Source organism: Janthinobacterium sp. 35 (genome assembly GCF_002754575.1).
GTDB classification, from domain to species: domain Bacteria; phylum Pseudomonadota; class Gammaproteobacteria; order Burkholderiales; family Burkholderiaceae_D; genus Janthinobacterium; species Janthinobacterium tructae.
This window is the reverse complement of sequence record NZ_PEFN01000001.1, coordinates 2,366,956-2,389,778: the sequence shown is the minus strand read 5'-3', so window position 1 is coordinate 2,389,778 and position 22,823 is coordinate 2,366,956. Positions and strand designations below refer to the sequence as shown.

The 22,823-nt window shown below is 62.0% G+C and carries 23 protein-coding genes; 20 read left to right on the top strand and 3 right to left on the bottom strand.

Features of this window, described 5'->3' with window-relative positions; all coding sequences use genetic code 11:
* The first annotated feature begins 62 nt into the window (after positions 1-62).
* From CLU93_RS10735 to CLU93_RS10660, 16 genes are all read left to right on the top strand, one after another.
* Entirely contained in the window at positions 63-914 is an 852-nt protein-coding gene (locus CLU93_RS10735) for a hypothetical protein (protein ID WP_099761053.1), read from the top strand.
* On the top strand, positions 911-1,948 hold the full coding sequence (locus tag CLU93_RS10730; RefSeq protein ID WP_099761052.1) for a hypothetical protein: 1,038 nt from the start codon (positions 911-913) through the stop codon (positions 1,946-1,948). Before CLU93_RS10735 ends, CLU93_RS10730 begins: the two co-directional genes overlap by 4 nt.
* Positions 1,949-1,976: 28 nt before the next feature.
* Entirely contained in the window at positions 1,977-2,849 is an 873-nt protein-coding gene (locus tag CLU93_RS10725; RefSeq protein ID WP_099761051.1) for a hypothetical protein, read from the top strand.
* A gap of 1 nt (position 2,850) precedes the next feature.
* Complete coding sequence (locus CLU93_RS10720; RefSeq protein WP_257224928.1) at positions 2,851-4,455, top strand: hypothetical protein; 1,605 nt, start codon at positions 2,851-2,853, stop codon at positions 4,453-4,455.
* Entirely contained in the window at positions 4,430-5,344 is a 915-nt protein-coding gene (locus tag CLU93_RS10715) for a glycerophosphodiester phosphodiesterase (RefSeq protein WP_099761050.1), read from the top strand. Before CLU93_RS10720 ends, CLU93_RS10715 begins: the two co-directional genes overlap by 26 nt.
* A gap of 193 nt (positions 5,345-5,537) precedes the next feature.
* On the top strand, positions 5,538-6,716 hold the full coding sequence (locus CLU93_RS10710) for a hypothetical protein (protein ID WP_099761049.1): 1,179 nt from the start codon (positions 5,538-5,540) through the stop codon (positions 6,714-6,716).
* On the top strand, positions 6,717-7,832 hold the full coding sequence (locus tag CLU93_RS10705; protein WP_099761048.1) for a hypothetical protein: 1,116 nt from the start codon (positions 6,717-6,719) through the stop codon (positions 7,830-7,832).
* A gap of 82 nt (positions 7,833-7,914) precedes the next feature.
* Positions 7,915-8,529, top strand: a complete 615-nt coding sequence (locus CLU93_RS10700) for a hypothetical protein (RefSeq protein ID WP_099761047.1) — start codon at positions 7,915-7,917, stop codon at positions 8,527-8,529.
* Positions 8,530-8,600: 71 nt separating this feature from the next.
* Complete coding sequence (locus CLU93_RS10695; protein WP_165829241.1) at positions 8,601-10,037, top strand: CsgG/HfaB family protein; 1,437 nt, start codon at positions 8,601-8,603, stop codon at positions 10,035-10,037.
* Positions 10,038-10,302: 265 nt separating this feature from the next.
* Complete coding sequence (locus CLU93_RS10690; protein WP_099761045.1) at positions 10,303-11,328, top strand: LacI family DNA-binding transcriptional regulator; 1,026 nt, start codon at positions 10,303-10,305, stop codon at positions 11,326-11,328.
* Entirely contained in the window at positions 11,328-12,815 is a 1,488-nt protein-coding gene (locus tag CLU93_RS10685; RefSeq protein ID WP_099761044.1) for a sugar ABC transporter ATP-binding protein, read from the top strand. The genes CLU93_RS10690 and CLU93_RS10685 overlap by 1 nt, the downstream gene beginning before the upstream one ends.
* A complete protein-coding gene (locus CLU93_RS10680) occupies positions 12,796-13,812 on the top strand; it encodes an ABC transporter permease (RefSeq protein WP_099761043.1) in 1,017 nt (338 codons plus the stop codon). Before CLU93_RS10685 ends, CLU93_RS10680 begins: the two co-directional genes overlap by 20 nt.
* 97 nt (positions 13,813-13,909) lie before the next feature.
* A complete protein-coding gene (locus CLU93_RS10675; protein WP_243420386.1) occupies positions 13,910-14,845 on the top strand; it encodes a substrate-binding domain-containing protein in 936 nt (311 codons plus the stop codon).
* A gap of 79 nt (positions 14,846-14,924) precedes the next feature.
* On the top strand, positions 14,925-15,977 hold the full coding sequence (locus CLU93_RS10670; RefSeq protein ID WP_099761041.1) for a sugar phosphate isomerase/epimerase family protein: 1,053 nt from the start codon (positions 14,925-14,927) through the stop codon (positions 15,975-15,977).
* Between the two features lie 9 nt (positions 15,978-15,986).
* Positions 15,987-17,135 (top strand): Gfo/Idh/MocA family protein, encoded by a 1,149-nt coding sequence (locus CLU93_RS10665; protein WP_257224927.1) that lies wholly within the window; start codon positions 15,987-15,989, stop codon positions 17,133-17,135.
* 15 nt (positions 17,136-17,150) lie between these two features.
* The gene (locus tag CLU93_RS10660; RefSeq protein ID WP_099761039.1) at positions 17,151-17,441 is read left to right on the top strand and encodes a 2Fe-2S iron-sulfur cluster-binding protein; all 291 of its coding nucleotides are present in this window, start codon (positions 17,151-17,153) and stop codon (positions 17,439-17,441) included.
* Position 17,442: 1 nt separating this feature from the next.
* Here the strand turns inward: CLU93_RS10660 and CLU93_RS10655 are convergent, their stop codons facing one another.
* Positions 17,443-17,754 (bottom strand): hypothetical protein, encoded by a 312-nt coding sequence (locus tag CLU93_RS10655; RefSeq protein WP_099761038.1) that lies wholly within the window; start codon positions 17,752-17,754, stop codon positions 17,443-17,445.
* Between the two features lie 102 nt (positions 17,755-17,856).
* On the opposite strand from CLU93_RS10655, the gene CLU93_RS10650 reads away from it, so the two are divergent.
* Both CLU93_RS10650 and CLU93_RS10645 read left to right on the top strand, forming a co-directional pair.
* Positions 17,857-18,126 carry a MoaD/ThiS family protein gene (locus tag CLU93_RS10650; protein WP_099761037.1) on the top strand — a complete coding sequence of 90 codons (270 nt, stop codon included), beginning with the start codon at positions 17,857-17,859 and terminating at the stop codon, positions 18,124-18,126.
* Between the two features lies 1 nt (position 18,127).
* A complete protein-coding gene (locus CLU93_RS10645; RefSeq protein WP_099761036.1) occupies positions 18,128-19,225 on the top strand; it encodes a WD40/YVTN/BNR-like repeat-containing protein in 1,098 nt (365 codons plus the stop codon).
* On the opposite strand, the gene CLU93_RS10640 is transcribed toward CLU93_RS10645, so the two are convergent.
* Complete coding sequence (locus CLU93_RS10640) at positions 19,198-19,821, bottom strand: TetR/AcrR family transcriptional regulator (RefSeq protein ID WP_099761035.1); 624 nt, start codon at positions 19,819-19,821, stop codon at positions 19,198-19,200. The two genes, CLU93_RS10645 and CLU93_RS10640, sit on opposite strands and share 28 nt — an antisense overlap.
* Positions 19,822-19,972: 151 nt before the next feature.
* On the opposite strand from CLU93_RS10640, the gene CLU93_RS10635 reads away from it, so the two are divergent.
* Positions 19,973-21,016 (top strand): MBL fold metallo-hydrolase, encoded by a 1,044-nt coding sequence (locus CLU93_RS10635; RefSeq protein WP_207780962.1) that lies wholly within the window; start codon positions 19,973-19,975, stop codon positions 21,014-21,016.
* Between the two features lie 6 nt (positions 21,017-21,022).
* On the opposite strand, the gene CLU93_RS10630 is transcribed toward CLU93_RS10635, so the two are convergent.
* Positions 21,023-21,355 (bottom strand): hypothetical protein, encoded by a 333-nt coding sequence (locus CLU93_RS10630; protein WP_099764333.1) that lies wholly within the window; start codon positions 21,353-21,355, stop codon positions 21,023-21,025.
* Between the two features lie 437 nt (positions 21,356-21,792).
* On the opposite strand from CLU93_RS10630, the gene CLU93_RS10625 reads away from it, so the two are divergent.
* Positions 21,793-22,806, top strand: coding sequence for a substrate-binding domain-containing protein (locus CLU93_RS10625; protein WP_099761033.1), 1,014 nt, complete (start codon positions 21,793-21,795; stop codon positions 22,804-22,806).
* Positions 22,807-22,823: the final 17 nt, after the last annotated feature.

Here is a 22,823-nt window from a genome sequence, read left to right as displayed (position 1 = left end):
CGATTTTTACTGTGATATGAGAAAATTGCTTAAATGCATTTTACCTTACTGACAAGTTTCTCTTGTCGGGCCAGCGCATTGCCTGTTTGCCTGTGCGCATCGCCGCCGGCCAGTGGCGCGTGCCGCCCCAACACACGATCGGACCGGCTGTGCAATCGGAACAATTTGAACGGATTCATGCTTTCTGGACGCGCCGCCAGCAGCTGACACAAGGCGAACTGGGCGAGTTTTACCAGCGCGTCATCGCCGCGCTGACCCCATGCCGCCCGCGCGAGGCGGCGTCGCTCGGTGATTCCCTGGCGGATTTGCGCCACCAGTTCTTCATCGAAAAAGTCCTGCACAGCGACAGCGATGCGGCGCCCCACCACATCGGTGCTTTGTTCCTGTACTTCAAGCGCTTCATCATCGACCAGCTGCGCAAGCAGCGCGATGATGACGATGCCGATGCGCAAGAGGGCTGCGAACTGCGCGCGCCCGACGCCTATGCCGAACCGCTGCGCGACTACCAGTTGACGCCGCAGCAGGTGCGCGAGGCGGCCGACGTTTTTATCGCCACCTTGCCACGGGACTTGATCTTGCTGCTGCGTCATTGCGGCTGCGGCGGCATGCCCGTCAGGGAACTGGCCGAGCAGATCGCCTCCGCGCATTACCACGGCGGCAAGCTGGGCCTCGTGCACCGGCAGAAGGGTGACGCGGACAGCGCGGGGCGCCAGATCGTCGAAGCGGCCCACCGTTCTACTTTGCTGGGCAGCTGGGTCTTGAGCCTGCTCAAGCTGCGCGTGGGCGATGTTTTGACCACGCGCGATATGCAGGCGGCGCAAATAGTTTTGGATATCTTGTGCCTGGCCGCGTTATCCCCGCAGCTGGACCCGATAGCCACCTCCCCGAACCCTGATGAAAGGCCACCGGCATGACTGCATTGACGCCCTCGCTGGCCATCGTTGCCGCGCGCCTGCCATCGCCCCCATCGTCCGCCGACTTGCTGGACGCGGAGGTGAGCGGCGATACCCCCGACTGGCGCGGCATTGCCGTGCCGGAACACTTGCTGCAGCGTTTCGAGCGCCGCAGCGATGCCGCGCCGCTGGCCGCGCGGCCTATCGCGGGCGGACAGATCCACTTGCTGGCGCGCCGTCCCGGCTTTGGCGCCGTGCTGCTCGACGCCTGGGACAGCTCGCGGCAGCGCTGGCGCGGCTGGCTCGTCACGCCAGATGCTGCGTATGCGGATGCCTGCGGCCTGGTGGTCGAGCAGCGCGACGCGCCCGCCGACCCGCGCGCGGGGCTGGTGCTGTGCGACATGCCCGTGACCCTGGCCGTGACGGACCTGGGCGCCTGCCTGGGCGTGTTCAGCCAGGAGCGCCTGCAGGCGGCGCGCTGGCTGGAAACGCATGGCCGCGCCAATGCCGCCACGGCGGCGCCCGGCGTGATCGCCCGCGTGGCCCTGCCCGGCGACGATTACGCCTTGACGGGCACACCCTTGTCGAGCGAACTGGGCAAGGATGGCCGCCTGGCCTACCGGCAATTGCTGCGCCAGGGGCTGCAGCAGTTGCAGATCGCTTCGGCCGATGTCGCCGCGCCACAGACGACGGTGCCGATCGCCATGCCGATGCGGGCGGCCAATGCGAACCGCTGGCTCAAACTTGTCACGGCCGTGGCTGCCAGCGTGATGCTGGTGCAATCGGCGTGGCTGTTCCTGCCGAAAGAGAATGCTGTCGTTGGCAATGCGGAATTCCGCAACGGCGGCAGCGGCGTCGAGACGGGCGTGCGCACGCGCGTGTTGTTCCGCGCCGAGGCCACGGAAGCGGAAATCCGCACCTGGCTGCAGCGCGAACAGCTGGAAATCGTTGCCGGACCGGACACCCTGGGCGCTTTCACGCTGTTATCGCGCGACCGCCAGAAAATCTTGCCGCCACCGGGACCGGGCAATCCCCTGGCCGTGATCAATCCCTGAATTTTGAAATAAGAGAAAGTTATCCAGCATGACAACGTATAAGAATTTTGCATCCGCGCACTGGCGCACATTGATCGCCGGTGTGGCAGTTGGCGTCCTGTTGACGGGCTGCGCCATGACGCCGAACGGCCGTGGCGGCGTGCTGGTGGGCCTCGATACTGCCGAGCTGTTCGGCACGCCGATTTCCACCTTCCGCCTGCGCGATGGCACGGAAGGCACTTTGCGCAAGGACCCGCAAGGCAAGTATTCGATCAAGCTGTCGCAGGCGTTTCGCGTCGTACCGCTGGCCAATGCGATGACGGCCCGCGTGGCGAGGGTGGAAAACGTGGGCGAGCGCACCGTGGTGATCGTCGAAACGCAGGAGCGCGGCTGCGCCTACCGCTATGAAGTGCTGGCTTTCCAGGGCACGGACGTGCTGCAGTGGACGGTCGGCAATTGCAAGGACCGCCCCCGCGTGGAACTGGCGGCGGACGCGAAATCGCTGAATATCGACTTTCCCAACTACAACCGCCTGTCACGCATGATCTACACGGACAACCGCCTGCTGAACGCCAGCGTGGCCGTGCCGCCCGGCGTCGATACGCGCGCCCAGCCGTTTGCCGACGACGCCTTGCGCGCCACCGGCCCCGTCATCGCCAACATGCCGGGCAACGACAGCGGCCGCGTGATTCCCGCCGCGCCGGCCGCCGCACCGGCACCCGCCACCAAGCCCGCCACGCGTACCACCAGCCGCAACCGCCGGCAGGTGGCGCAGGAAGCGCCCGCGCCCGCCCGCACCGTGCCAAACGCGCCGGCAGCGGCTCCGGCCACCCGTGCCGCCGACAGCGCCTCGCGCGTACCGGCCGCCATGAGTTTCCAGACGGAAGAAATCAAGCCCGTCGTCATCGATTTGAGGAAATAAGATGGCCGCGAGTTTGCGCAGTCTGCAAATCCGGCAGACCTTGATCCTGATCGTCCTGACGATCATTTATTTGTGCTTCGAGCTGGGCTTCAATGCCCGCTTGCTCGACGTGGTGGGCGGCAACGTCAAGCCGGAAGACGTGGAAGGGGTGGAATTCTATGGCCGCAGCCTGTCGGGCATCGCCGCCGCGCTGGTGGTGCTGCAACTGATGTGGCGCCGCCGCCTGAAGAACAATGGCAGCGGCCCCAGCTGGACAAAGATCATCGTCTGCTGCCTGGTGACGGCCGGCGTCGTCTTCGGCGTGCTGAAAACCACGGTGAATGTGCTCGTCAATACGCGCGACGCGGAATTTCGCCGCATGGCTTTCAATACCACCTTGCTGCAGCGCTCGCTGGTAGGCGGCAGCTTGCAGTTGCAAGGCCTGGTCGACGATCCTACGCTGTTCGCCAAACCGGAAGGCAAATCCTTCCTGGCCCTGTTCCCCTTCCTGGCCGTGTCGGTGCGGCATCTTGACGAGCGCATGGGGCCGGCCAAGGAACAGCTGGTGCGCGCCAACGTGCGCCAGGTGGCGGGCGGCCCGTCCGGCTACTATGACAAATATCAAGAAGCCATGCGCGAGCTGGCCGGCAAGTGGGAACTGTATGCGGGCATCATCCCCGATAGCGATGCCGGCTTGCGTGCCAAGCAGCAATCCTCGTGGCAGGAATACGTGAGCAGCCTGTCGCGGCGTGGCTGGCAGCCGCATTCGGTGCCGATGCGGCGCCAGGCAGCCGTCGTCAACAATGTGCGCAAGAAAGTGCCCGTGCCCGCCAACTGGCGTACCGATGACGAACAGGGCTTCCGCGCCGCCGTCAAGCGCCGCTACACGGCCGAGGCGGCCAGCAAGGGCGTTACCGTGCGCGGCGAGCGCATCCCGCCTGGCTTGCCGTTTGCCGCCTTTGTCGCGCGCCCCGGCGTGCAGGCGGAATTGCGCGAAGCGTTGAAGTTGCCAGCCAGCGCCACGGTGCAGGCATCGTATGCGAGTCCTGCCGAGTTCGGGCGTCTGTTCGACCAGTTCCTGGATCGCCAGACGGCGGAAAAACTGGTGGAATACCGCGCCAGCCGCACGGATTTTGAAGCGGGCGGCAGGTTCTTCCATGAAGGCAAGGAAGCGGCACGCGCGGCCATCGTACCGCCCGTGGCCCTGTTTTTCTCGCTGCTGGGCGCCATCGGCCACTTTTCCAAATTGCTGTATTTGATCGCCACCGTCGTATTATTGCTGCTGGCCATGCGCCGGGGCGAGCAGGCGGGTGCCGATGGACAGCTGAGCCGCCGTTCCGCCTGGATCGCCACGGGCGTGCTGGCGACGGCCTTTGCGGGCACCTGGGGCATCTTGTCGGTGCTCGACAACAACGTCACGCGAAGCGACTTGTTCCGGCAAATGCTGGACTGGACGCGTCAGGGCGAGCCCGACAGCACGCGCTGGAATCTCGCCGGCAAGGCCATCCTGGCCAATATCACGCACGTCGTGGCGGTGGGGCAGGGCTACAGCTACCCCGTCAACGAAGCGATCCGCATCAATGTTTTGCAGGGAATTCACTATGGCTATCACGCAGGACAAAAATAAGGCGGCCGCCCTGGCCTTGCTGCTCTGCATGGCCAGCACGGCTGTCCAGGCCGACTGCCTGGGCATGAAGGTGCACGCCCACCGTGGCGCCGGCAATGCGCCGGAAAACTCGCTGAGTGCGCTGCGCAACACGTATTTCGGCACCTGGGACGGCGTCGAGACGGATTTGCAACTGCTGGGCGACGGCAGCTGGGTGGTGCACCACGACTTGCTGACGGGCAGAGTCGTCGATACGGGCTCGCCCCGCACCGTGAAACAATTGACGGCCGACGACTGGCGCGCCGCCAGCATGAAGAACCGCGGCGTGCTGACGGCGGAAACGCCGCCCTTCGTCAGCGATATCGCCGGCCTGGCGACGGCCTTCCCGAACAAGACCCTGAACGCGGAAATCAAGGATGTCGTGTCCTCGTGCGCGCCGATCGCCACCCTGGTGGGGCAATTGCGTGCAAATATCAAGCATGGCAACTGGTTCTTGACCTCGGGCGTGCCGAACAACCTGGCGTGCGCGCGCCGCGCCGATCCGCAGGGTTATCTGGGTTTGCTCGTGTTTGACGCGCGCAATGCACAGGCGGCCGGCGCGAACCGGGTCAGCCGCTATATCGCGAAAAATGCCCGCCCGCCCAAGCTCGACAAACCGTGGCTGCAGCGCGTGCAGCAGCAGATCGGCATGCCCGCCGGCGTGCACGTGGACGCGCGCAGCCTCGACGCCAACCCGAATTTGCTGATGGACGCCGCCAGCCTGAACATGCCCGTCTTCGTGTATGCCGTCGATGGCGACTCGGCCCTGGCCGCCTCGCTGTTGCGCGCGCAGCAGCGCAGCCACCGCTGGCCCAGCGGTGTCATCCTTGACGGCAATCCCGAGACGTTTTGCGCGATGATGAAGAATTAATGGAAGGCGCGTTGATATTTATTACGTCGCTTTCTAAAAAAATAGCCAGATATTCTGTGGTTTATTCTTGGGCAAATTCACGGAGCGTCGGAATTTATCAACAAACGTAATAAATTGGCAAAATACTTTTGATTTTTTGATAAAAAATAAGTTACAATTTATGCTATTTCCATGAGGCAATAGAGGTTGGTTCGTGTGGTCGAAATCCAAGATATATGCAGTTCTGTCATTTCAGCTGATTTTTTTCCTGTTCGCGATCCCAGCCTATGCCGCCGATATAGCGGTAGCCGGGTTTGCATTTGCCGGTGACTCCGCCACGGCCGGCGTTCGTTTTCCATATTCCCACCAATTATATATGCGCCTGCGCGCCGACAAGTCGGGGCAGAACCTTTCGCGCATTATTCACGACCGTAGTGGCAAAGTGGCCAATCCTGCCCTCAGCCTGTTGCCGCCTGCATCCCTCGTTAATCTCAAGAAAAGTGATCAGGCCTTGATCACGGTGCTGGTACTGACCGGCGAAACGGTATTGACGGAAAATTTTGGCAGTTATTACAAGACCTTTGTCAATTTGCGTGGCGATGCCCTGATATTCGATTACAAGAGCAAGACCGTGGTGCGCAGCTATCCCGTCAATGCCGCCCTGTTTGATGCCACGCCGGACGCACCCGATGCCGCACGTATTAGCGGATTCATCGAACAGTTATTGTTGAAGGAAGAGGGCAAGGGCTTGGTGACGCAATATCTGGATCGCCTGTCGCACGCGACCTTGCCGACCCCAGGCCAGCGCACGATCCAGATCCGGCGTGCCAAAGTGGCGCCCGAAGCGCTGGCGGTCATGCCCGACGCGCTGCGTAGCCAGCCGCAACTGATGGAAAGCATGGTGGTTGACGCCTTTGCTTCAGTGCTAGCCGCCAAGGCTGGCGTGCCGCTGCTGCCGAGCAAGGCTGGTGACGCCCTGGGACGCATGTCGCTGCGGCTCGAGAATGGTGATGATGTCGATTTGAGCATCGGCGAAGGTGATTATGTTTTTGATATTACGCTGAATAAGTTTGCCAAGATTAAAACGGCGGAAACGGCTGTCGCGATATCGTATGTATATGGTGCATATGCGCACGTTCAGTTTTCAGAACCGTTGCTCCATTCCGACTTCCTGAATACCGATTTGAAAAATGGCGAAACGGCGATCGTTCCTGCCGGCCGCATCGGATCCGACGATTTTGCCGCCTATCAGGATGCCTTGCGCGGTTTGTTTTTAAAGCTGACCGCCGCATTTGAAGGCGGCGACATGAAATGGATACAGACTGCGGCAGGAGCCAAGGATATTGGAAAACAACTCGAGGCAACTCGGGTGATATTAAAGGCGAGTAAATAGATGAAAAAATTGATGTTGTTTTGCCTGGGCTTGTTTTTGGCCGGCCCATGCTTTTCCCAGGTTATTCAGATAAAAGGCGCGGCGACGGTGAAATATGCGGCCATGCTGACGGATGCCGACAAGGAAATGGCTTATCAGAAGGCGCAAATGGCGGCGATAGAACGTTATTTCGCTGAGAGCGGCGAAGCGGAATCGGAAAACTTTGAAGCGATCCAGGGAAAAATTGAAGCCAATCTGGATAAATTCTTGCTCAGTACTGTCGTCCTGAACGAGCAAGATCAGGTCAGCCTGCGTAAATATTCCGTGGTAGTGCGTGCCGAACTAAATGTGGCGAAACTGAGAAATACCCTGAAAGGCGCCAGTGCCACCGGTCGGGTATCAAACGGGGAAAAATCGCAGATGGTGTATGTCTTTGTCGGCCGCGAAGTGGCCAGCGTGAAGGCATTTGATGAGCGTGTGGTCAAGCGTGCCGAGTTGACCCTCGACGGTAGCGCGAAAACGAGCGGTAGCGTGAACGGCCGCGAAGGCGAATCGCTGAGCGGCGGGGCCATCGCCACCAGTGCCACCGTGCGCCGGAATGAAAACGTTGCCCTCAAGCAGACTATCAAGGTCGAAACCGGTGGCAGCACCGTGCGCAAGGCAGATGAAACCGACTACCGTGTGTTTTCTCTGGCCAACCAGAAGACGGCCGTGACGAGCGTGTTTTCGCAAGCGGGGTACCTGGTCGCCGATCCTGAGTTCGTACTCGGTGACAAGGACATTCCATCCGTGAATAAAGATTTTTCCAAAGGCAATGATTTGGCGCCCGCGACCTTGCGTTCCATCGTTGCCGCCTTGCGCAAGGCGAATGTGCCCTTGCTGGCACTGGCCACCTTTGACGTCAATCCTGCCGCGACCGATGAAGCGACCGGTTTGCAGCGCGTCGTGGTATCGGTCACCGGCCGCGTACTCGATTTGCGTGGCGCCTTGCCTCGTGAAGTGGCGGCCGTGCCACCGGTACAGTATTTTGGCCTCGGTGCGGACAATGCGACAGCCCAGACCAAGGCGTTGAAGGACGCTTCCGCACTGGCGGCCAAGGAAATTATCAGCCGCTTGAGCGCCGCTGGCGTGTATTGACATACCGGTGTTGGCGGCAAGTCGAACGCCCGCATCTTCTATTCCCTCGACTGTTTCTCATTTTTCTTTTAAAAGGCAAGTCATGAAGCATATTCGTATTTCCGCATTGTTGGGTGCGACCCTGTTGGCAGTTTCGAGCCTGGCATCGGCCCAATTCGGTGGCCTGGCCGGTGCGCTGGGTGGTGGCAAGGGAGTCACCGCCGAGCAGATCGTCAAGAAATATGTCGGCGGTACGCAAAGCGTCATGAAAGCCGATGCCACCATGCTGGCCGCGTTTGGTTTGAAGGAAGAGTCGGACAAGGCCGCCCTGGAAGCGCAGAATCTGACCGAAGGCGCCACCAAGGATAGCCTGCAGGGTGCGAGCAAGATGCAAAGCGAAAACAGCAAACTGCTGGAAGAGAAAATGAAAGGCAAGAAAGTAGCCATGGATGATGCGAGCAAGCAGCGCTTCACGGAAGGCTTGATTGATCTGTCGAAAGGCGTGATTCAGTACGTCGGCATGAGCAAGGATGTCGGCAGCTTCAAGCCATCGGTTACCGCTCTGGGCGCATCGGCCAATTCGGCCCTGTTTATCGCGCAAAACCTGCCGTCATCGATCAAGGCCGTCGGCAGCACCTTGAAAGTGGCGATCGATTTTGCCAAGAACAATAATATTCCGCTGCCAAAAGAAGCCAGCGACGCTACTGCATTGCTGTAAGTCAAAAACGGAGTAGGAAAGATAGCAGGGCGACTGGTTCGCCCTTTTTTTTTGGGACAATGGAATTGCCTATGAAGATCACAATGAAATCCGGTATACCAGCCATACTGCTGAGTATCGCCTTGGGCCTGGCTGCTTGCGGCGAGAAAGCTGCGCAGCCGCCTGTTACGTCAAGCGCGCCTAATCTGACGCAGACACCTGACGTCGGACAGGTCGAACAAGTCACTACGACGGCAACTGGCAGCGGCATTTCGCCCGGTGCCGCGCTCAATGACGCGCTCAAGCTGGCCATCATGCAAGTCAATGGCGCTACGGTGCAAGCCAATTCAAGCAATGCGAGCATGTTTGAGCAGGTGACGGCAACGCTCGATGTCGATTCGACGGCCGGTTCAGGGAGCGCCAGCATGAAGGCGACCATGCAGGGTCAGGCTTTTGCCGAGCAGATCATCAGTCAATCGAAGGGCGTGGTGTCCTCGTTCAAGGTGGTTGACATGGCATCGCCGTTTTCCAAGGGCGGTATGTACAAGGTGGAGATCGAAGCGCGCATTGCCAAGTTCAAGGCGCCAGCCGATAGTGGCAAGATCAAGATCGTCGTGGCGCCGTTGCGCAGCGAGCAAGCCAGCTTCAATATTGGCGGGCGCGCGGTGCCGGCGCAGGAAGTGCTGGCGCCAATACGCCAGCAGATCATTGATGCCTTGTCGCAAACGGGCCGCTTTACCGTGCTGGATCGCCAGTTCGAGGGCGAGTTGCAGGATGAATTGAATATGATTACCTCGGGTAATTCCCCGAGTAGTGACCTTGCCAAGCTGGGACAGGCGCTGAGCGCGGATTTGGTGTGGGTCGGCGTGGTCAATGAATTCGCTTACCAGCGTCATGCACGCAAGCTGCAGACCTCGGACCGCGAACTGGTGTCCTATGCCGGTGCCTGGTCGGTCTCGCAACGCATGATCAATCTGACTACGCGGCAGATCCTGCAATCGACCACCCTGCGAGGCGAACCGCCAGCGATTGCCGCCACGACCTTGGGCAGTAACTTTAATGAGAGCCAGACGCTGAAGAATATGCAGGCAGCGATCGTTAAACAGGCGACCGAGGCTATCTTGCTGCGCACGTTCCCTATTTCCATCGTCGAGCGCGATGGCGACAACGTTGTGTTGAGTCAGGGTGGCAACGCCGTGGTGGAAAACGGCCGCTACCGTGTGTATCAGCAAGGCAAGGAAATCAAGGATCCGCAGACTGGCCAATCCCTGGGCAATATGGAAAAGCTGTGCTGCGAGGTACGTATCGAGCGCGTCACGCCGAAGCTGTCGTATGGCGTCCTGGAAAACGTCAAGATCAAGCTCGACGGCATCGCGGCGGGCGCGCTGCAGGTGCGGGAAGCGGCACCTGCGGAAAAAACCATCGTCAAGGTGGAGCCTGCGGTGGCGCCGGTGAAAACCGAAGTGAAGCGCAATACACCTGCGGCTGCCAAAAATGCCGCTGCAGAGGCTAGCGACAAGGACTGGTAAGCCTCTCTTGGCCTGGCGAATCCAGGCAAGTCGCCACAGCCCCAGGCAACCGGGGCGCTGCCTGGGTGTCGGAGTGATGTTGCCGGTGTCCATGTTCCCCTGACGTATCATTTTGCCACGCAACACTGGCCCGTCCAGCCCTGGGAAATACCTACTGCCAGCGGCTTGCACGGGCCATTCTCCCGCACCGCAGCATCGATAATGTTTGCATCGCGCGTGCGACTGGCCTATAAATGTAATCGATTACATTTATGTGAAACCCCCCATGCCGCCAGCCGTCCCGTCTTCTTTGCCGACAGAAACCGTCTCCATCAGCGCCGTCGCCGCGCATGCGGGGGTGTCGGTGGCCACCGTCTCGCGCGTGATGAATGAGCAGGCCGGGGTGCGGGCGCCCACGCGCGACAAGGTGCTCGCGTCCGTGGCCGCGCTGGGCTACCGCATGAACCACCTGGCGCGCAGCTTGCGCACGGCCGAGAGCCGCATGCTGCTGACCATGGTGCCCGATGTGGGCAATCCTTTCTATGCGCAAATCGTGCGCGGCATCGACACGGTGGCGCGCGAACACGGCTATTTCGTGCTGCTGTGCGACACGGGCGCCGATGCGGGCCGCGAACGTTCCTACTTCGACTTGCTGCGCATGCACCGCGCCGATGGCGCCATTTGCCTCGACCCGGACACGGTGCAGCACGCCCTGTCGCATGAATCCGTCAGCCTGCCGTGGGTGGCCTGCTGCGAATTCGATCCCGCCGTGGCCGTGCCCTATGTCGGCATCGACAACCACCGCGCCGCCTCCGACGCCGTCGCACATCTGCTGGCGCGCGGCCACACGCGCATCGGCCTGATCAATTCCGATGAACGCTATCTGTACGCGCGGCAACGCCAGCAAGGCTACCTGGACACCCTGGCGGGCGCCGGCCTGCCCGTGCAGCCGCAGTGGGTGCACACGGTGCAAAGCCTCGACTATGAAGCGGGCACGGCCGCCACTTTGCGCATGATGGCGGGACCGGACGCGCCGACGGCCATCTTTGCCGTCTCCGACACCCTGGCCATCGGCGTCTTGAGCGCGTTGCGCCAGCTGAAAAAACGCGTGCCGGAAGACGTGGCCGTGATCGGCTTCGACGATATCGCCATCGCCGCGCAGATCGCCCCCGGCCTCACCACCATCGCGCAACCGATGCGCGAGCTGGGCGAGACGGCGGCGCGATTATTGCTGCAGCGGCTGGCGAACCCGGCGGCCAGCGTGCCCGGCGTGCTGCTGCAACACCGGTTAATTCTGCGAGGGAGTGCATAGTGAGCGTTGCCGTCGGTTTCGAGGGAGTGTGCAAGGATTTCGGCCCCGTGCGCGTCTTGCATGGCGTCAGTTTTACCTTGTCGCCCGGGCGCGTGTATGGCTTGCTGGGCGAAAATGGCGCCGGCAAGTCGACCCTGATGAAAATCCTTGCCGGCTACGAGGCTGTGAGCGAAGGGCAACTGCTGATCGATGGCCAGCCCCGGCATTTCAGCAGTTCGCGCGCGGCGGAGTCTGCCGGTATCGTGCTGATCCACCAGGAATTCAACCTGGCCGAGCACCTGACGGTGGCGCAAAACATGTTCCTCGGCCATGAAAAGACGCGCGGCTGGCTGCTCGACGAAGCCGCCATGCGCGAAGAAGCGTCGCGCTATTTGAAACAGGTGGGGCTGGAGGTATCGCCCGAGACAAAAATCCGCGACCTCATCGTCGCCGAGAAACAACTTGTGGAAATCGCCAAGGCCCTGTCACGCCGTGCCCGCTTTTTGATCATGGACGAGCCCACGGCCACCCTGACGTCGTCGGAAACCCAGCGCCTGTTCGCCGTCATGGCCCAGTTGAAAGCGGACGGCGTCACCATCCTGTATATCTCGCACAAGCTCGATGAAGTGGAGCGCAACACGGACGAAGTCATCGTCATGCGCGACGGGCGTTTCGTCACGCGCGAGCCGACGGCCAGCCTCACGCGCCAGCAGATGGCGAACCTGATGGTGGGGCGCGAATTGTCCGACATGTTCCCCGCGAAAGTGCCGCTGGCGCCCGATGCGCCGATCCTGCTGAAGGTCGATGGCCTGTGCGTGCCGGGCTGGTCGAAAGACCTGTCGTTCGAGGTGCGCGCCGGTGAAGTGCTGGGCTTTGCGGGCCTGGTGGGGGCGGGGCGCACGGAATCGTTCGAGGCACTGCTGGGCTTGCGTCCGCGCAGTGCGGGGCTGATCGAGCTCAATGGCCAGCCCGTGGACATCCGCACGCCGCGTGAAGCCATGCAGCACGGCATGACGTATTTGAGCGAAGACCGCAAGGGCAAGGGCTTGCATGTGAACCTGGGCTTGCGCGAAAACCTCACCATGATGACGCTGCAGCGCTATGCGCGGCCGTGGCTCGATGTCAAGGCAGAGAAACAGGCGCTGGCCAAGGCGGTGCTTGACTTCAATATCCGCACGGGCGACCTCGACAGCCGCGCGCGCATGCTGTCGGGCGGCAATCAGCAAAAGCTGGCGCTGGCGAAATATCTGCATTCGGACCCGCGTGTCGTCGTGCTCGACGAGCCCAGCCGTGGCGTGGACGTGGGCGCCAAGCGCGACATTTACTTTCTGATTCACCGCCTGGCCGCCGAAGGGCGCGCCGTGATCGTGATTTCATCGGAACTGATCGAATTGATCGGCCTGTGCCACAGAGTCGCGGTGATGCGCGCCGGCACCTTGCAAGCCACCCTGTCTGCTGACCACCTGACCGAAGAGGAGTTGATTGCCCATGCAACCGGTACGCACTGACACCACTGTCTCCACCGGCGCCCGCATCGCCAAACTGGGCGCGCGCATCAAGGGCTTTGGCCCCGTGCTGGGCCTGTTATCGCTGTGCATCGCGGGCACCTTGCTCAACGGCGATTTCGCCACCTTGGACAACCTGATGAACGTGCTCACGCGCACGGCCTTCATCGGCATCATCGCCGTGGGCATGACCTTCGTCATCATTTCCGGCGGCATCGACTTGTCGGTCGGCTCGATGGCGGCGCTGATCGCCGGCTGCATGATCTATTTCATGAATGCGCTGGCGCAAGGCGCGGGCGGCGACCTGGCGCCCATCACCATGCTGGTGCTGGGCATCGCCATGGCCCTGGTGCTGGGGGCCGGATTCGGCCTGATGCATGGCTTGCTCATCAGCAAGGGCAATATCGAACCGTTCATCGTCACCCTGGGCACCTTGGGCATCTTCCGCGCCGTGCTGACGTATCTGGCCGACGGCGGCGCCCTGACCCTGGACGCCACCCTGTCCGAGCTGTACAGCCCCGTGTATTACACCAGCGTGCTGGGCGCACCGATCCCGATCTGGATCTTTTTATTCGTCGCGGCGGCCGGCGCCATCATCCTCAACCGCACGACGTTTGGCCGCCACGTGCAGGCAATCGGTTCCAATGAGCAAGTGGCGCGCTATGCGGCCATCAATGTCGACAAGGTCAAGATTGCCACCTACATGCTGCTGGGCGTGTGCGTGGGCATCGCCACGGTGCTGTACGTGCCGCGCCTGGGCTCTGCCACGCCGACCACGGGCTTGCTGTGGGAACTCGAAGCGATCGCCGCCGTCGTCGTCGGCGGCACGGCGCTGAAGGGCGGCGAAGGGCGCATCGTCGGCACCGTGATCGGCGCCATTTTGTTGTCCGTGATCAGCAATATCCTGAATTTGACCAGCATCATCAGTGTCTACCTGAATGCCGCAGTGCAAGGCGTGGTGATTATCGCCGTCGCCTTCCTGCAGCGAGGCCGCAAATAAAAACACAGCGGCGTTCTGAAAGGGCAGCCAACGGGCGCCCACAACCTTGGAGGAGAGCAGCATGAAGAGCTTTAGACGGGTAGCAGGGGTAGCAGGGATGGCAGTGCTGGTGATGCAGGCGTGGGCCTTGCCAAGTGCGCAGGCGGCAGAGAAATTGGTGGTCGGCGTCGCCATCCCCACGGCCACGCACAGTTTCACGTCGGGCATCGTGTGGTGGGCGAACCAGGCCAAGGCGGAGCTGGAAAAAGCCCATCCGGGCGTGAAAATCATCGTCAAGACGGCCGCCACGGCGCCCGAGCAGGCGAACCAGTTGCAGGACATGTTGACGGTGAACAAAATCAACACCCTGGTCATCTTCCCCATCGAGTCGGCCTCGCTGACGCAGCCCGTGGCGCAAGTGAAAAACAAGGGCGTGTACGTGACGGTGGTGGACCGTGGCTTGACGAACACGCAGTCGCAGGATGCCTACATTGCGGGCGACAACACGGCCTTTGGCAAGCTGCCGGCCGAGTATCTGGCGAAAAGCCTGAATGGCAAGGGCAATATCGTCGTGCTGCGCGGCATGCCGACCACGCTCGATAACGAGCGTTTTGACGCATTCAGTGCCGTCATGAAAGGTCATCCCGACATCAAGGTGCTGGATGCCAAGTATGGCAACTGGAACCGCGACGATGCATTCAAGGTCATGCAGGATTATCTGACCCGCTTCAAGCACATCGACGCCGTCTGGGCCGCCGATGACGACATGGCCATCGGCGTGCAAAAAGCCATCGCGCAAGCCAAGCGCACGGATATCAAGCAAGTGTTCGGCGGCGCAGGCGCGAAGGGCGCCGTGAAGAAGATCATGGACGGTTCCGACCCGCTGATCGTGGCCGACGTGTCGTACTCGCCGAAGTTCATGTACGACGCCATCAAGCTGACGACGGAAGCGCGCCTGAAAGGTGATAAATTGCCGGCCAACACCATCATCCCGTCGGTGCTGATCACGCGCGAGAATGCCAAGCAGTTCTACTTTCCGAACTCGCCTTTTTAACGACACCCCAAAACAAGGGCTGGGGTCGTACCCTCAGGGTACGACCCCGGGTTTTGGTTTGGGTTAACAGGACATTGACATGAAAACCATCCAGGGCCCGGCCATTTTCCTGGCCCAGTTTCTCGGCGACGAGCCGCCGTTCGACTCGCTCGAGCACCTGGCGCAATGGGCGGCCGGACTGGGCTACAAGGGCTTGCAGCTGCCCACGGCGCCGCGATTGTTCGATCTGGAACAAGCGGCCAATAGCCAGCAGTATTGCGACGATGTGGTCGCCCTGCTGGCGCGCCACGGCTTGCAGGTGACGGAACTGTCGACGCACTTGCAGGGCCAGCTGATCGCCGTGCATCCCGCGTACGACGCGCTGTTCGATGGCTTTGCGCCCGAACACGTGCGTGGCGACTCGGCTGCCCGCACGGCCTGGGCCACGCAGCAATTGCTGTGGGCGGCCAGCGCCTCGCAGCGCCTGGGCTTGACGGCGCACGTGACGTTTTCCGGCGCGCTGGCCTGGCCGTATCTGTATCCGTGGCCGCAGCGCCCGGCGGGACTGGTGGAGACGGCATTCGCGGAACTGGCCAAGCGCTGGCTGCCCATCCTCGACGCGTTCGATGCAGCCGGCGTGGACCTTTGTTATGAGTTGCATCCGGGCGAGGATTTGCACGATGGCGTGACGTTCGAGCGCTTCCTGGCCGCCGTCAGCGATCACCCGCGCGCCTCGATCTTGTACGACCCCAGCCACTTCGTGCTGCAGCAGCTCGATTACCTTGCTTTCATTGATATTTATCATGCGCGCATCAAGGCCTTCCACGTCAAAGATGCGGAATTCCGGCCCAACGGGCGCCAGGGCGTGTATGGCGGCTATGCCGACTGGCAAGACCGGGCCGGGCGTTTCCGTTCGCTCGGCGATGGGCAGATCGATTTCAAGGCGATCTTTTCGAAGCTGGCGCAGTACGATTTTCCAGGCTGGGCCGTGCTGGAATGGGAATGCTGTCTGAAACACCCGGAGGATGGGGCGGCCGAGGGCGCACGCTTCATCCGTGAACACATCATTCACGTGGCCGAACATGCGTTCGACGATTTCGCGGGCAGTGCGGTTGACCAAGGACAGATCAACCATTTGTTGGGCTTGAAATAAGGAAACGACATGCAGCGACGCTTACGGCTGGGCATGGTAGGGGGCGGGCAGGGCGCATTCATCGGCGCCGTGCACCGCATCGCGGCGCGCATCGACGACCAATATGCGCTGGTGGCGGGCGCCCTGTCGTCCGACCCGCAGCGTGCGCGCGACAGCGGCGCGGCGCTGCATCTTTCTCCGGAGCGCAGCTATTGCGATTACCGCGCCATGGCGCAGGCCGAAAGCCAGCGCGCGGACGGTATCGAGGCGGTGGCCATCGTCACGCCGAACCATTTGCACGCACCGGTCGCCACGGCGTTCCTGGAAGCGGGCATCCACGTGATCTGCGACAAGCCGCTGGGAATATCTTTGGCGGAAGGCCAGGCGCTGGCGGCGCTGGCGCAACGAAAAAACCTGCTGTTTGCGCTCACGCATACCTACAGCGGTTATCCGCTGCTGCGCCACGCCCGGGCCATGGTCGAGGCGGGCGACATCGGCGCGCTGCGCCTGGTGCAAGTCGAGTATTCGCAAGACTGGCTGGCCGATGCCATTGCCGCTGGCGGCATGAACGAGGGCAACTGGCATAACGACCCGCACAAGGCCGGTCCCGGCGGTACCCTGCTCGACGTGGGCTTGCACGCGTATCACCTGGCGCAATTCGTCAGCGGAATGACGCCGCAATCCGTGCTGGCGGAATTGTCGACCTTTGTTCCGAATCGCAGCCTGGACGATCACGTGCAGGTGATGCTGCGCTATGCGAATGGCGCCAAGGGGACTTTGTGGGCCAGCCAGGTGGCGACCGGTTGCGAAAACACGGTGCGCTTGCGTCTGTTTGGCAGCAAGGCGCAGCTCGATTTTGATCAGGAACAACCAAATGCACTGTGGTTGACGCCGCAGGGCGGCAACCGCCAGCTGCTGCGCCCGGGCCGGGTCGACAGTGCGGCCGCGCGCCACGCCACGCGCGTACCGGCCGGCCATCCGGAGGGGTATCTGGAAGCGTTCGCGCAGCTGTACCTGGATGCGGCTCTGGCCATCCGTGCCCTGCAAGCGGGCTTGCCCGTGCCCGAGGCGGCCCGCTGGCTGCCGACGGTAATGGACGGCGTGGCGGGCCTGGCCTTTGCCGAGGCCGTGCTGCGCAGCCACGCGGCGGGCGCGCAGTGGACGACCTTGGCAAGCTGACTGTTACACTGGGGCATGCGCTCCTTTACCATCACCATCGTCCCGCAAGGCTGGCAATTCCCGGCCCAGGCCGGCACCACCGTGCTGGCCGCCGCCGAGCTGGCCGGTATCCGCCTGCTCAGCTCCTGCCGCAACGGCACTTGCCGCACCTGCCTCTGTCATATGCCCGAAGGAAAGATCCGCTACACGGTGGACTGGCCCGGCATCAGCCCCGATGAACGGATCGACGGCTACATCCTGCCCTGCGTGGCCGTGGCCGAAAGCGATCTCACCGTGCAGGCGCGGGCCGTGCGCACGGGTGCCTGACTCAAAAGGACTTGCCGCCCTTCAGCCGCTGCAGCAGCGCGTCCACGCTGTCGCTCACGGGCAAGCCGTGGCGGCGCAGCAGCTGCACGTGCAGCACCAGGTTTTCCAGCACCAGCTTGGCCGCCACGGCCAGCAGGGCCAGGTTGCGGTCTTCCGGGCTGAAGCTTTCCATCGCATCGGCCATCTCGCACAGGTGGTTGGCGATCAGCCCGCGCAATTCCTGCTCGTCGAAGGGCAAGTCGGCAAAATCGATGGGGTCGGCCACTTCCACTTCCTGCATCAGCACCGCTAGTTCTTCCGGGGTAATCGTCATGCCTGGCCTCCTTGTGTGCTTGGCCCTATTTTAGGGCATGCGCCATTGTATCGTCGGCAAAGCGGACTAGAATGAGTCCAGGCCAATGACGTCGAAGGCAGCATGGCGCACTTGCATTTTACCCAGCAACTGGCACGTTTCCTGGACGCTCCCACCGTGGACGTGGCCGCGCCACGCCTGCGCGCCGCCTTGGATGCCGCGTTTGCGCAGCAGCCGCGCCTGCGCGGCTATGTGCTCGACGAGCAGGGCGCGCTGCGTCCCAACGTGGTGATCTTCATCGACGGCGCGCGTTGCCGCGAGCGGCGCGTGCTCGATGACGCCTTGCGGCCCGACAGCCAGGTGTATATCTTGCAGGCACTTTCCGGAGGTTGACATGAGCCAACGCGCGTATCTCGGCACCCGCAAGGGGCTGTTCCAGTTCGATGTCGATGCGGCCGGCGCCTGGCAGCTGGCGCTGGTGCAGTTTGCCGGCGACCCCGTTTCCATGCTGCTGCACGATGGCCGCGACGGCACGCTGTACGCGGCCCTGAACCTGGGCCACTTCGGCGCCAAGCTGCACCGCCTGGACAGGGGCAGTTCCACTTGGCAAGAGATCGCCGTGCCCGCCTATCCCGCCAAGCCGGAAGACAGCAGCGATACGCTGGACTGGACCTTGCGGCAGATCTGGTCGCTGGCAGCCGGTGGCGCGGACCAGCCCGGCGTGCTGTGGGCGGGCACCCTGCCTGGCGGCCTGTTTCGTTCCCGCGACCGCGGTGACAGCTGGCAACTGGTCGAGTCCCTGTGGCAAGTGCCGCAGCGGGCGCAGTGGTTTGGCGGCGGCTACGACGTGCCCGGCATCCACAGCATTTGCGTCGATCCGCGCGACAGCAGCAAAGTGCTCGTCGGCGTGTCCTGCGGCGGCGTGTGGCAAACGCGCGATGGCGGCGCCAACTGGGCCTTGAGCGCGACGGGCATGCGGGCCGACTACATGCCGCCCGAGCTCGATGAAAATGAAGCCGTGCAAGATCCGCACCGCATCGTGCGCAGCGCCGGCACGCCGGACGCGCTGTGGTGCCAGCACCATAACGGCATCTGGCGCTCGGAAGATGCCGGCTGGCACTGGCAGGAAGTGACCACGGCGCCGCTGTCGCATTTCGGCTTTGCCGTCGCCGTGCATCCGCGCGATGGCGACACGGCCTGGTTCGTGCCCGCGCAGGCGGACGTGCTGCGCATTCCCATCGATGGCGCGCTGGCCGTGACGCGCACGCGCGATGGTGGCAAGACGTTTCAGGTGTTGCGCGCGGGATTGCCGCAGCAGCATTGCTACGACCTCATCTACCGCCACGGGCTGGCGCTGGCCGACGATGGGCGCAGTTTAGTGATGGCGTCGACGACGGGCGGCGCCTGGTATTCGAGCGACGAGGGCGAGCATTGGCAGACCATCTCTGCCCACTTGCCGCCTGTTTATGCCGTCTGTTTTGCCACGCTGTAGTAGCACAGGAAGATATCGACGGCCAGTTCCGCCACTTCGCGCCGGCGTGCCGGGCCCAGCAGAGGCTCACCCATGGTGATCTGCGGCCAGAATGCAAAAGTTTTTAATGGCGACATCAGCAGGTGCGCCACTTCCACCGTCTCGCCCGCCTTGATGCGCCCATCTTGCTGCGCCGCGCGGATCCACAGATACAAGCCCGTTTCCTTTTCATTCAGGCGCGCCACCATCGCTTGCGCGCGCGCAGGCGAGTGGATGGTTTCGCCAAAGATCACGCGCGCCAGGTCGATGAATGCCGGGTCGCACAGCAAACCCATTTTCTGCTCGACCAGGGCCAGCACCTGCGGGCGCAGCGGCTGGTCCGCAAGATAGGGTACGGCGGGCTGGGCCACGCTGCTTTCCCACATGCGCTGCAGGATTTCCGCGAACAGTTCGTCCTTGCTGGGGAAATGGTTGTACACGGTGCGCTTGGAAACGGCGGCCGTGGCGGCGATCCTGTCCATGCTGGTCGCGTCAAAACCGTGCTCGCGGAACTCGGCGATGGCGGCATCGACGATGGCGACGCGCTTGCGGTCGGTGAGGCGTTGCGGTGCGGCCATGGCGGGAAATCTCCTTTGAAAACAATATTTTACACCTCCTGGTTTACTTTGCCCGGAATAGGAACTACACTGTGTAGTGTAATTTAATCCTTGTGTTTTATTGACCGGATCGCATATGCACCGCATCTTATTCTTGGGAGTCCTGATCATCATGAGTTCTTGCACCTTGCGCGCCGCGCCTGTGGCGCCTGTTGAATCCTTGCAACACCACGAAGGCAAGTTTCGCAATCCCGTGCAGATGCACAAGCTGGGCACGGCAGCCACGCTCAAGCTGCTGTGGACCTTTCTCTTTGACAAGCCCGACAGCACGGTGCCGGCCGCTGCCGTGCCCGTGCAAGCCTTGAGCCAGGCGCAATTGCTGGCCGCCCCCGACAACAGCCTGTTTCGCCTCGGTCACTCGACCCTGCTGATGAAACTGAACAACGAATTCTTCCTCACCGATCCCGTGTTTTCCGAGCGCGCCTCGCCGGTGCAATGGGCAGGTCCGAAGCGTTTTCACCAGCCGCCCATCAGCATCGCCGACTTGCCGCCGATCAAGGCCGTCATCCTGTCGCATGACCATTACGACCACCTCGACCATGCCGCCGTGCTGCAACTGGCCGCCAAGACCGAACATTTTGTTGCGCCGCTGGGCGTGGGCGATACCCTGGTTGCCTGGGGCGTGCCGGCTGCCAAGGTGCGGCAATTCGACTGGTGGCAGGGCACCACGATTGCCGGCGTGAAACTCGTCGCCACGCCCTCGCAGCATTTCTCGGGACGCGGCTTGTTTGATGGCAATCAAACTCTGTGGGCGTCGTGGGTCATCGACGCGCCGGACGTGCGCGTGTTTTTTAGCGGCGACTCCGGCTATTTCGACGGTTTCAAGCAGATCGGCGACAAGTACGGCCCGTTTGACGTGACCATGATCGAGACGGGCGCGTATGACAAGTTGTGGCCGGACGTGCACATGCAGCCGGAAGAAACCCTGCAAGCCCACCTGGACTTGCGCGGCAAGTGGCTGATGCCCGTGCATAACGGCACCTTTGACCTGGGGTTGCACGCCTGGCATGAACCGTTCGACCGTATTACGGGGCTGGCGGCCAAGCAGGGCGTGCACCTGGCCACGCCGCAGATGGGCGAGGCGGTCGACCTGACGCAACCGCAGAAGGGAAATAAGTGGTGGCTGGCGATGCTGGAAGAAGAAATGGCGCAGTAAGCTGGCTCAAGCCGTCACGTTGATCAGGCGGCCCAGGGTCTGGCCATAGCTGTTCAGCTGGGGCATGCTTTTCGGCGTGGCGGGGAGCGCTTGCTGCGGCACGGCCAGCTTGATCGCCTGATCCAGTTGCGGCGCCTTCACGGCGGCAGGGGCATCGGCCTGGGCTTGCTGGCTGCTGCGCTGCGTCTGGCTCAGCGACTCCTGTTCCCGCGCCAGCGACTGGCGGCTTTGCGCCAGTTTCTCCCTGTCGCGCTGTACCTGGTTCTGGCCTTGCTCGACCCGGCGTTGCGCCGTGGCCAGCGAGGCTTGCAGATTGTTGACGGACGTTAGCGTGACCACATTGTTCACCTTTGAAAGTATGTCCAGGCGTGCGCAGAAGAGGAAGAATGCAGGCCGGGGGGCGCGACATGTCTGCAGGTAATCTTCACCTGAATCAAGAGTAGGACAAATTCTCGCATAGTTCCAGCTAATTATGTTTTCTTGATAATTTTATCGTGCGGGCCCTGCGTTGCCGAGCGGGCATGCCGACGCTGGCGACGCTATGCTCAAAGTGAGTGCACGCTTCCGCTACTTGCCCTTTCTTCTCTGCCATGGCCGATGCCGCGCTGCGAAGATGGCGGGACTGGTCATATTTAAAACATTGCTTTTTAAATAGTCAATATCTTGTTGTTTTTTTACCATTGCGGCGCAGGGTAATACGCGGCCTGCTTGGCGCTCTGGGCTATAATGGACGGTCAGAGTTGGTTTTTTTTGCCATACAGACAGGTAGTTAACACATGAATCTCAAGAGCCTCGCAATTGCCCTCGGCATGTCGAAAACGACAGTCAGCAGGGCGTTGAACGGCTATCCGGAAGTCAATTCCCGCACCCGTGAAATCGTCCTGGCCGCCGCCAAGAAAGTCGGCTACCGGCCCAACCCGCTGGCGCGCAGCCTGGCCGTCGGCCGTACCAATGTACTGGGCATGATTTATCCCCTGCTGCCCAGCGACTTGGGCGACAGCGTCTTTCTTTCCGTGGTGAATGGCATGTCGGACGCCGTGGAAGCGTCGAAGATGAGTCTCATCATCGCCCCCGTGTCGCCGCAGAACGAACAGCCCTCGTATGAAACCATGGTGCGCGGGCGCCAGGTCGATGGCCTGGTGGTGGGCCGCACCAAGGTGGTCGACGAGCGCATCGCGTATTTGACGAAAGTCGGCTTTCCCTTTGTCGCGAATGGCCGCACGCGCATCGACGCGCCGTACGCGTATTTTGATTACGACAACGACACCGGCATCGACCTGGCCGTGTCCTTCCTGGCGGCGCATGGCCACCAGCGCATCGCCCTGCTGAGCGCGCCGCTGGACTTGCATTTCGCCTATGAGCGCAAGGAAAGCTTTATCCGCTGCATGGCGCAAGCGGGCTTGCCGCTGGACCCCCACTATTTGCTCGACAATACTTTTGATCGCCGCAGCGGCTACCAGGCCATGCAGCAATTGCTGGCCTGTTCGCCCCGTCCCACGGCTGTCATTGTCGACAACCACCTGTCCGGCGTGGGCGTGGTGCGTGCCCTGATGGATGCGGGCATCGAAATCGGCAAGGAAATCTCCGTCATCGTCTGGGGCAATGTGGAAGACACCTTGATCGGCATCAACGTCACCACCATCGACCAGCCCGACCTGCGCCGCGCCGGCGCCAAGATGGTGGAAATGCTGCAATCCCTGCTGGCCGGCACGCCGCCGGAACGGTTGCAGGAAATCTGGCAACCGGTGTTGTTGCCGGGGGCGACCGTGGGGCGTTGCGTGGACGCATAAAAAAACGCAGAGCCGAG

What these genes read in the sequence shown, in the direction of transcription:
- CLU93_RS10730 (WP_099761052.1), top strand. Translation starts at nt 911, where the DNA reads ATGACTGCATTGACGCCCTCGCTGGCCATCGTTGCCGCGCGCCTGCCA.
- CLU93_RS10725 (WP_099761051.1), top strand. Translation starts at nt 1,977, where the DNA reads ATGACAACGTATAAGAATTTTGCATCCGCGCACTGGCGCACATTGATC.
- CLU93_RS10720 (WP_257224928.1), top strand. Translation starts at nt 2,851, where the DNA reads ATGGCCGCGAGTTTGCGCAGTCTGCAAATCCGGCAGACCTTGATCCTG.
- CLU93_RS10715 (WP_099761050.1), top strand. Translation starts at nt 4,430, where the DNA reads ATGGCTATCACGCAGGACAAAAATAAGGCGGCCGCCCTGGCCTTGCTG.
- CLU93_RS10705 (WP_099761048.1), top strand. Translation starts at nt 6,717, where the DNA reads ATGAAAAAATTGATGTTGTTTTGCCTGGGCTTGTTTTTGGCCGGCCCA.
- CLU93_RS10700 (WP_099761047.1), top strand. Translation starts at nt 7,915, where the DNA reads ATGAAGCATATTCGTATTTCCGCATTGTTGGGTGCGACCCTGTTGGCA.
- CLU93_RS10695 (WP_165829241.1), top strand. Translation starts at nt 8,601, where the DNA reads ATGAAGATCACAATGAAATCCGGTATACCAGCCATACTGCTGAGTATC.
- CLU93_RS10690 (WP_099761045.1), top strand. Translation starts at nt 10,303, where the DNA reads ATGCCGCCAGCCGTCCCGTCTTCTTTGCCGACAGAAACCGTCTCCATC.
- CLU93_RS10680 (WP_099761043.1), top strand. Translation starts at nt 12,796, where the DNA reads ATGCAACCGGTACGCACTGACACCACTGTCTCCACCGGCGCCCGCATC.
- CLU93_RS10675 (WP_243420386.1), top strand. Translation starts at nt 13,910, where the DNA reads ATGGCAGTGCTGGTGATGCAGGCGTGGGCCTTGCCAAGTGCGCAGGCG.
- CLU93_RS10670 (WP_099761041.1), top strand. Translation starts at nt 14,925, where the DNA reads ATGAAAACCATCCAGGGCCCGGCCATTTTCCTGGCCCAGTTTCTCGGC.
- CLU93_RS10665 (WP_257224927.1), top strand. Translation starts at nt 15,987, where the DNA reads ATGCAGCGACGCTTACGGCTGGGCATGGTAGGGGGCGGGCAGGGCGCA.
- CLU93_RS10660 (WP_099761039.1), top strand. Translation starts at nt 17,151, where the DNA reads ATGCGCTCCTTTACCATCACCATCGTCCCGCAAGGCTGGCAATTCCCG.
- CLU93_RS10655 (WP_099761038.1), bottom strand. Translation starts at nt 17,754, where the DNA reads ATGACGATTACCCCGGAAGAACTAGCGGTGCTGATGCAGGAAGTGGAA.
- CLU93_RS10650 (WP_099761037.1), top strand. Translation starts at nt 17,857, where the DNA reads ATGGCGCACTTGCATTTTACCCAGCAACTGGCACGTTTCCTGGACGCT.
- CLU93_RS10645 (WP_099761036.1), top strand. Translation starts at nt 18,128, where the DNA reads ATGAGCCAACGCGCGTATCTCGGCACCCGCAAGGGGCTGTTCCAGTTC.
- CLU93_RS10640 (WP_099761035.1), bottom strand. Translation starts at nt 19,821, where the DNA reads ATGGCCGCACCGCAACGCCTCACCGACCGCAAGCGCGTCGCCATCGTC.
- CLU93_RS10635 (WP_207780962.1), top strand. Translation starts at nt 19,973, where the DNA reads ATGAGTTCTTGCACCTTGCGCGCCGCGCCTGTGGCGCCTGTTGAATCC.
- CLU93_RS10625 (WP_099761033.1), top strand. Translation starts at nt 21,793, where the DNA reads ATGAATCTCAAGAGCCTCGCAATTGCCCTCGGCATGTCGAAAACGACA.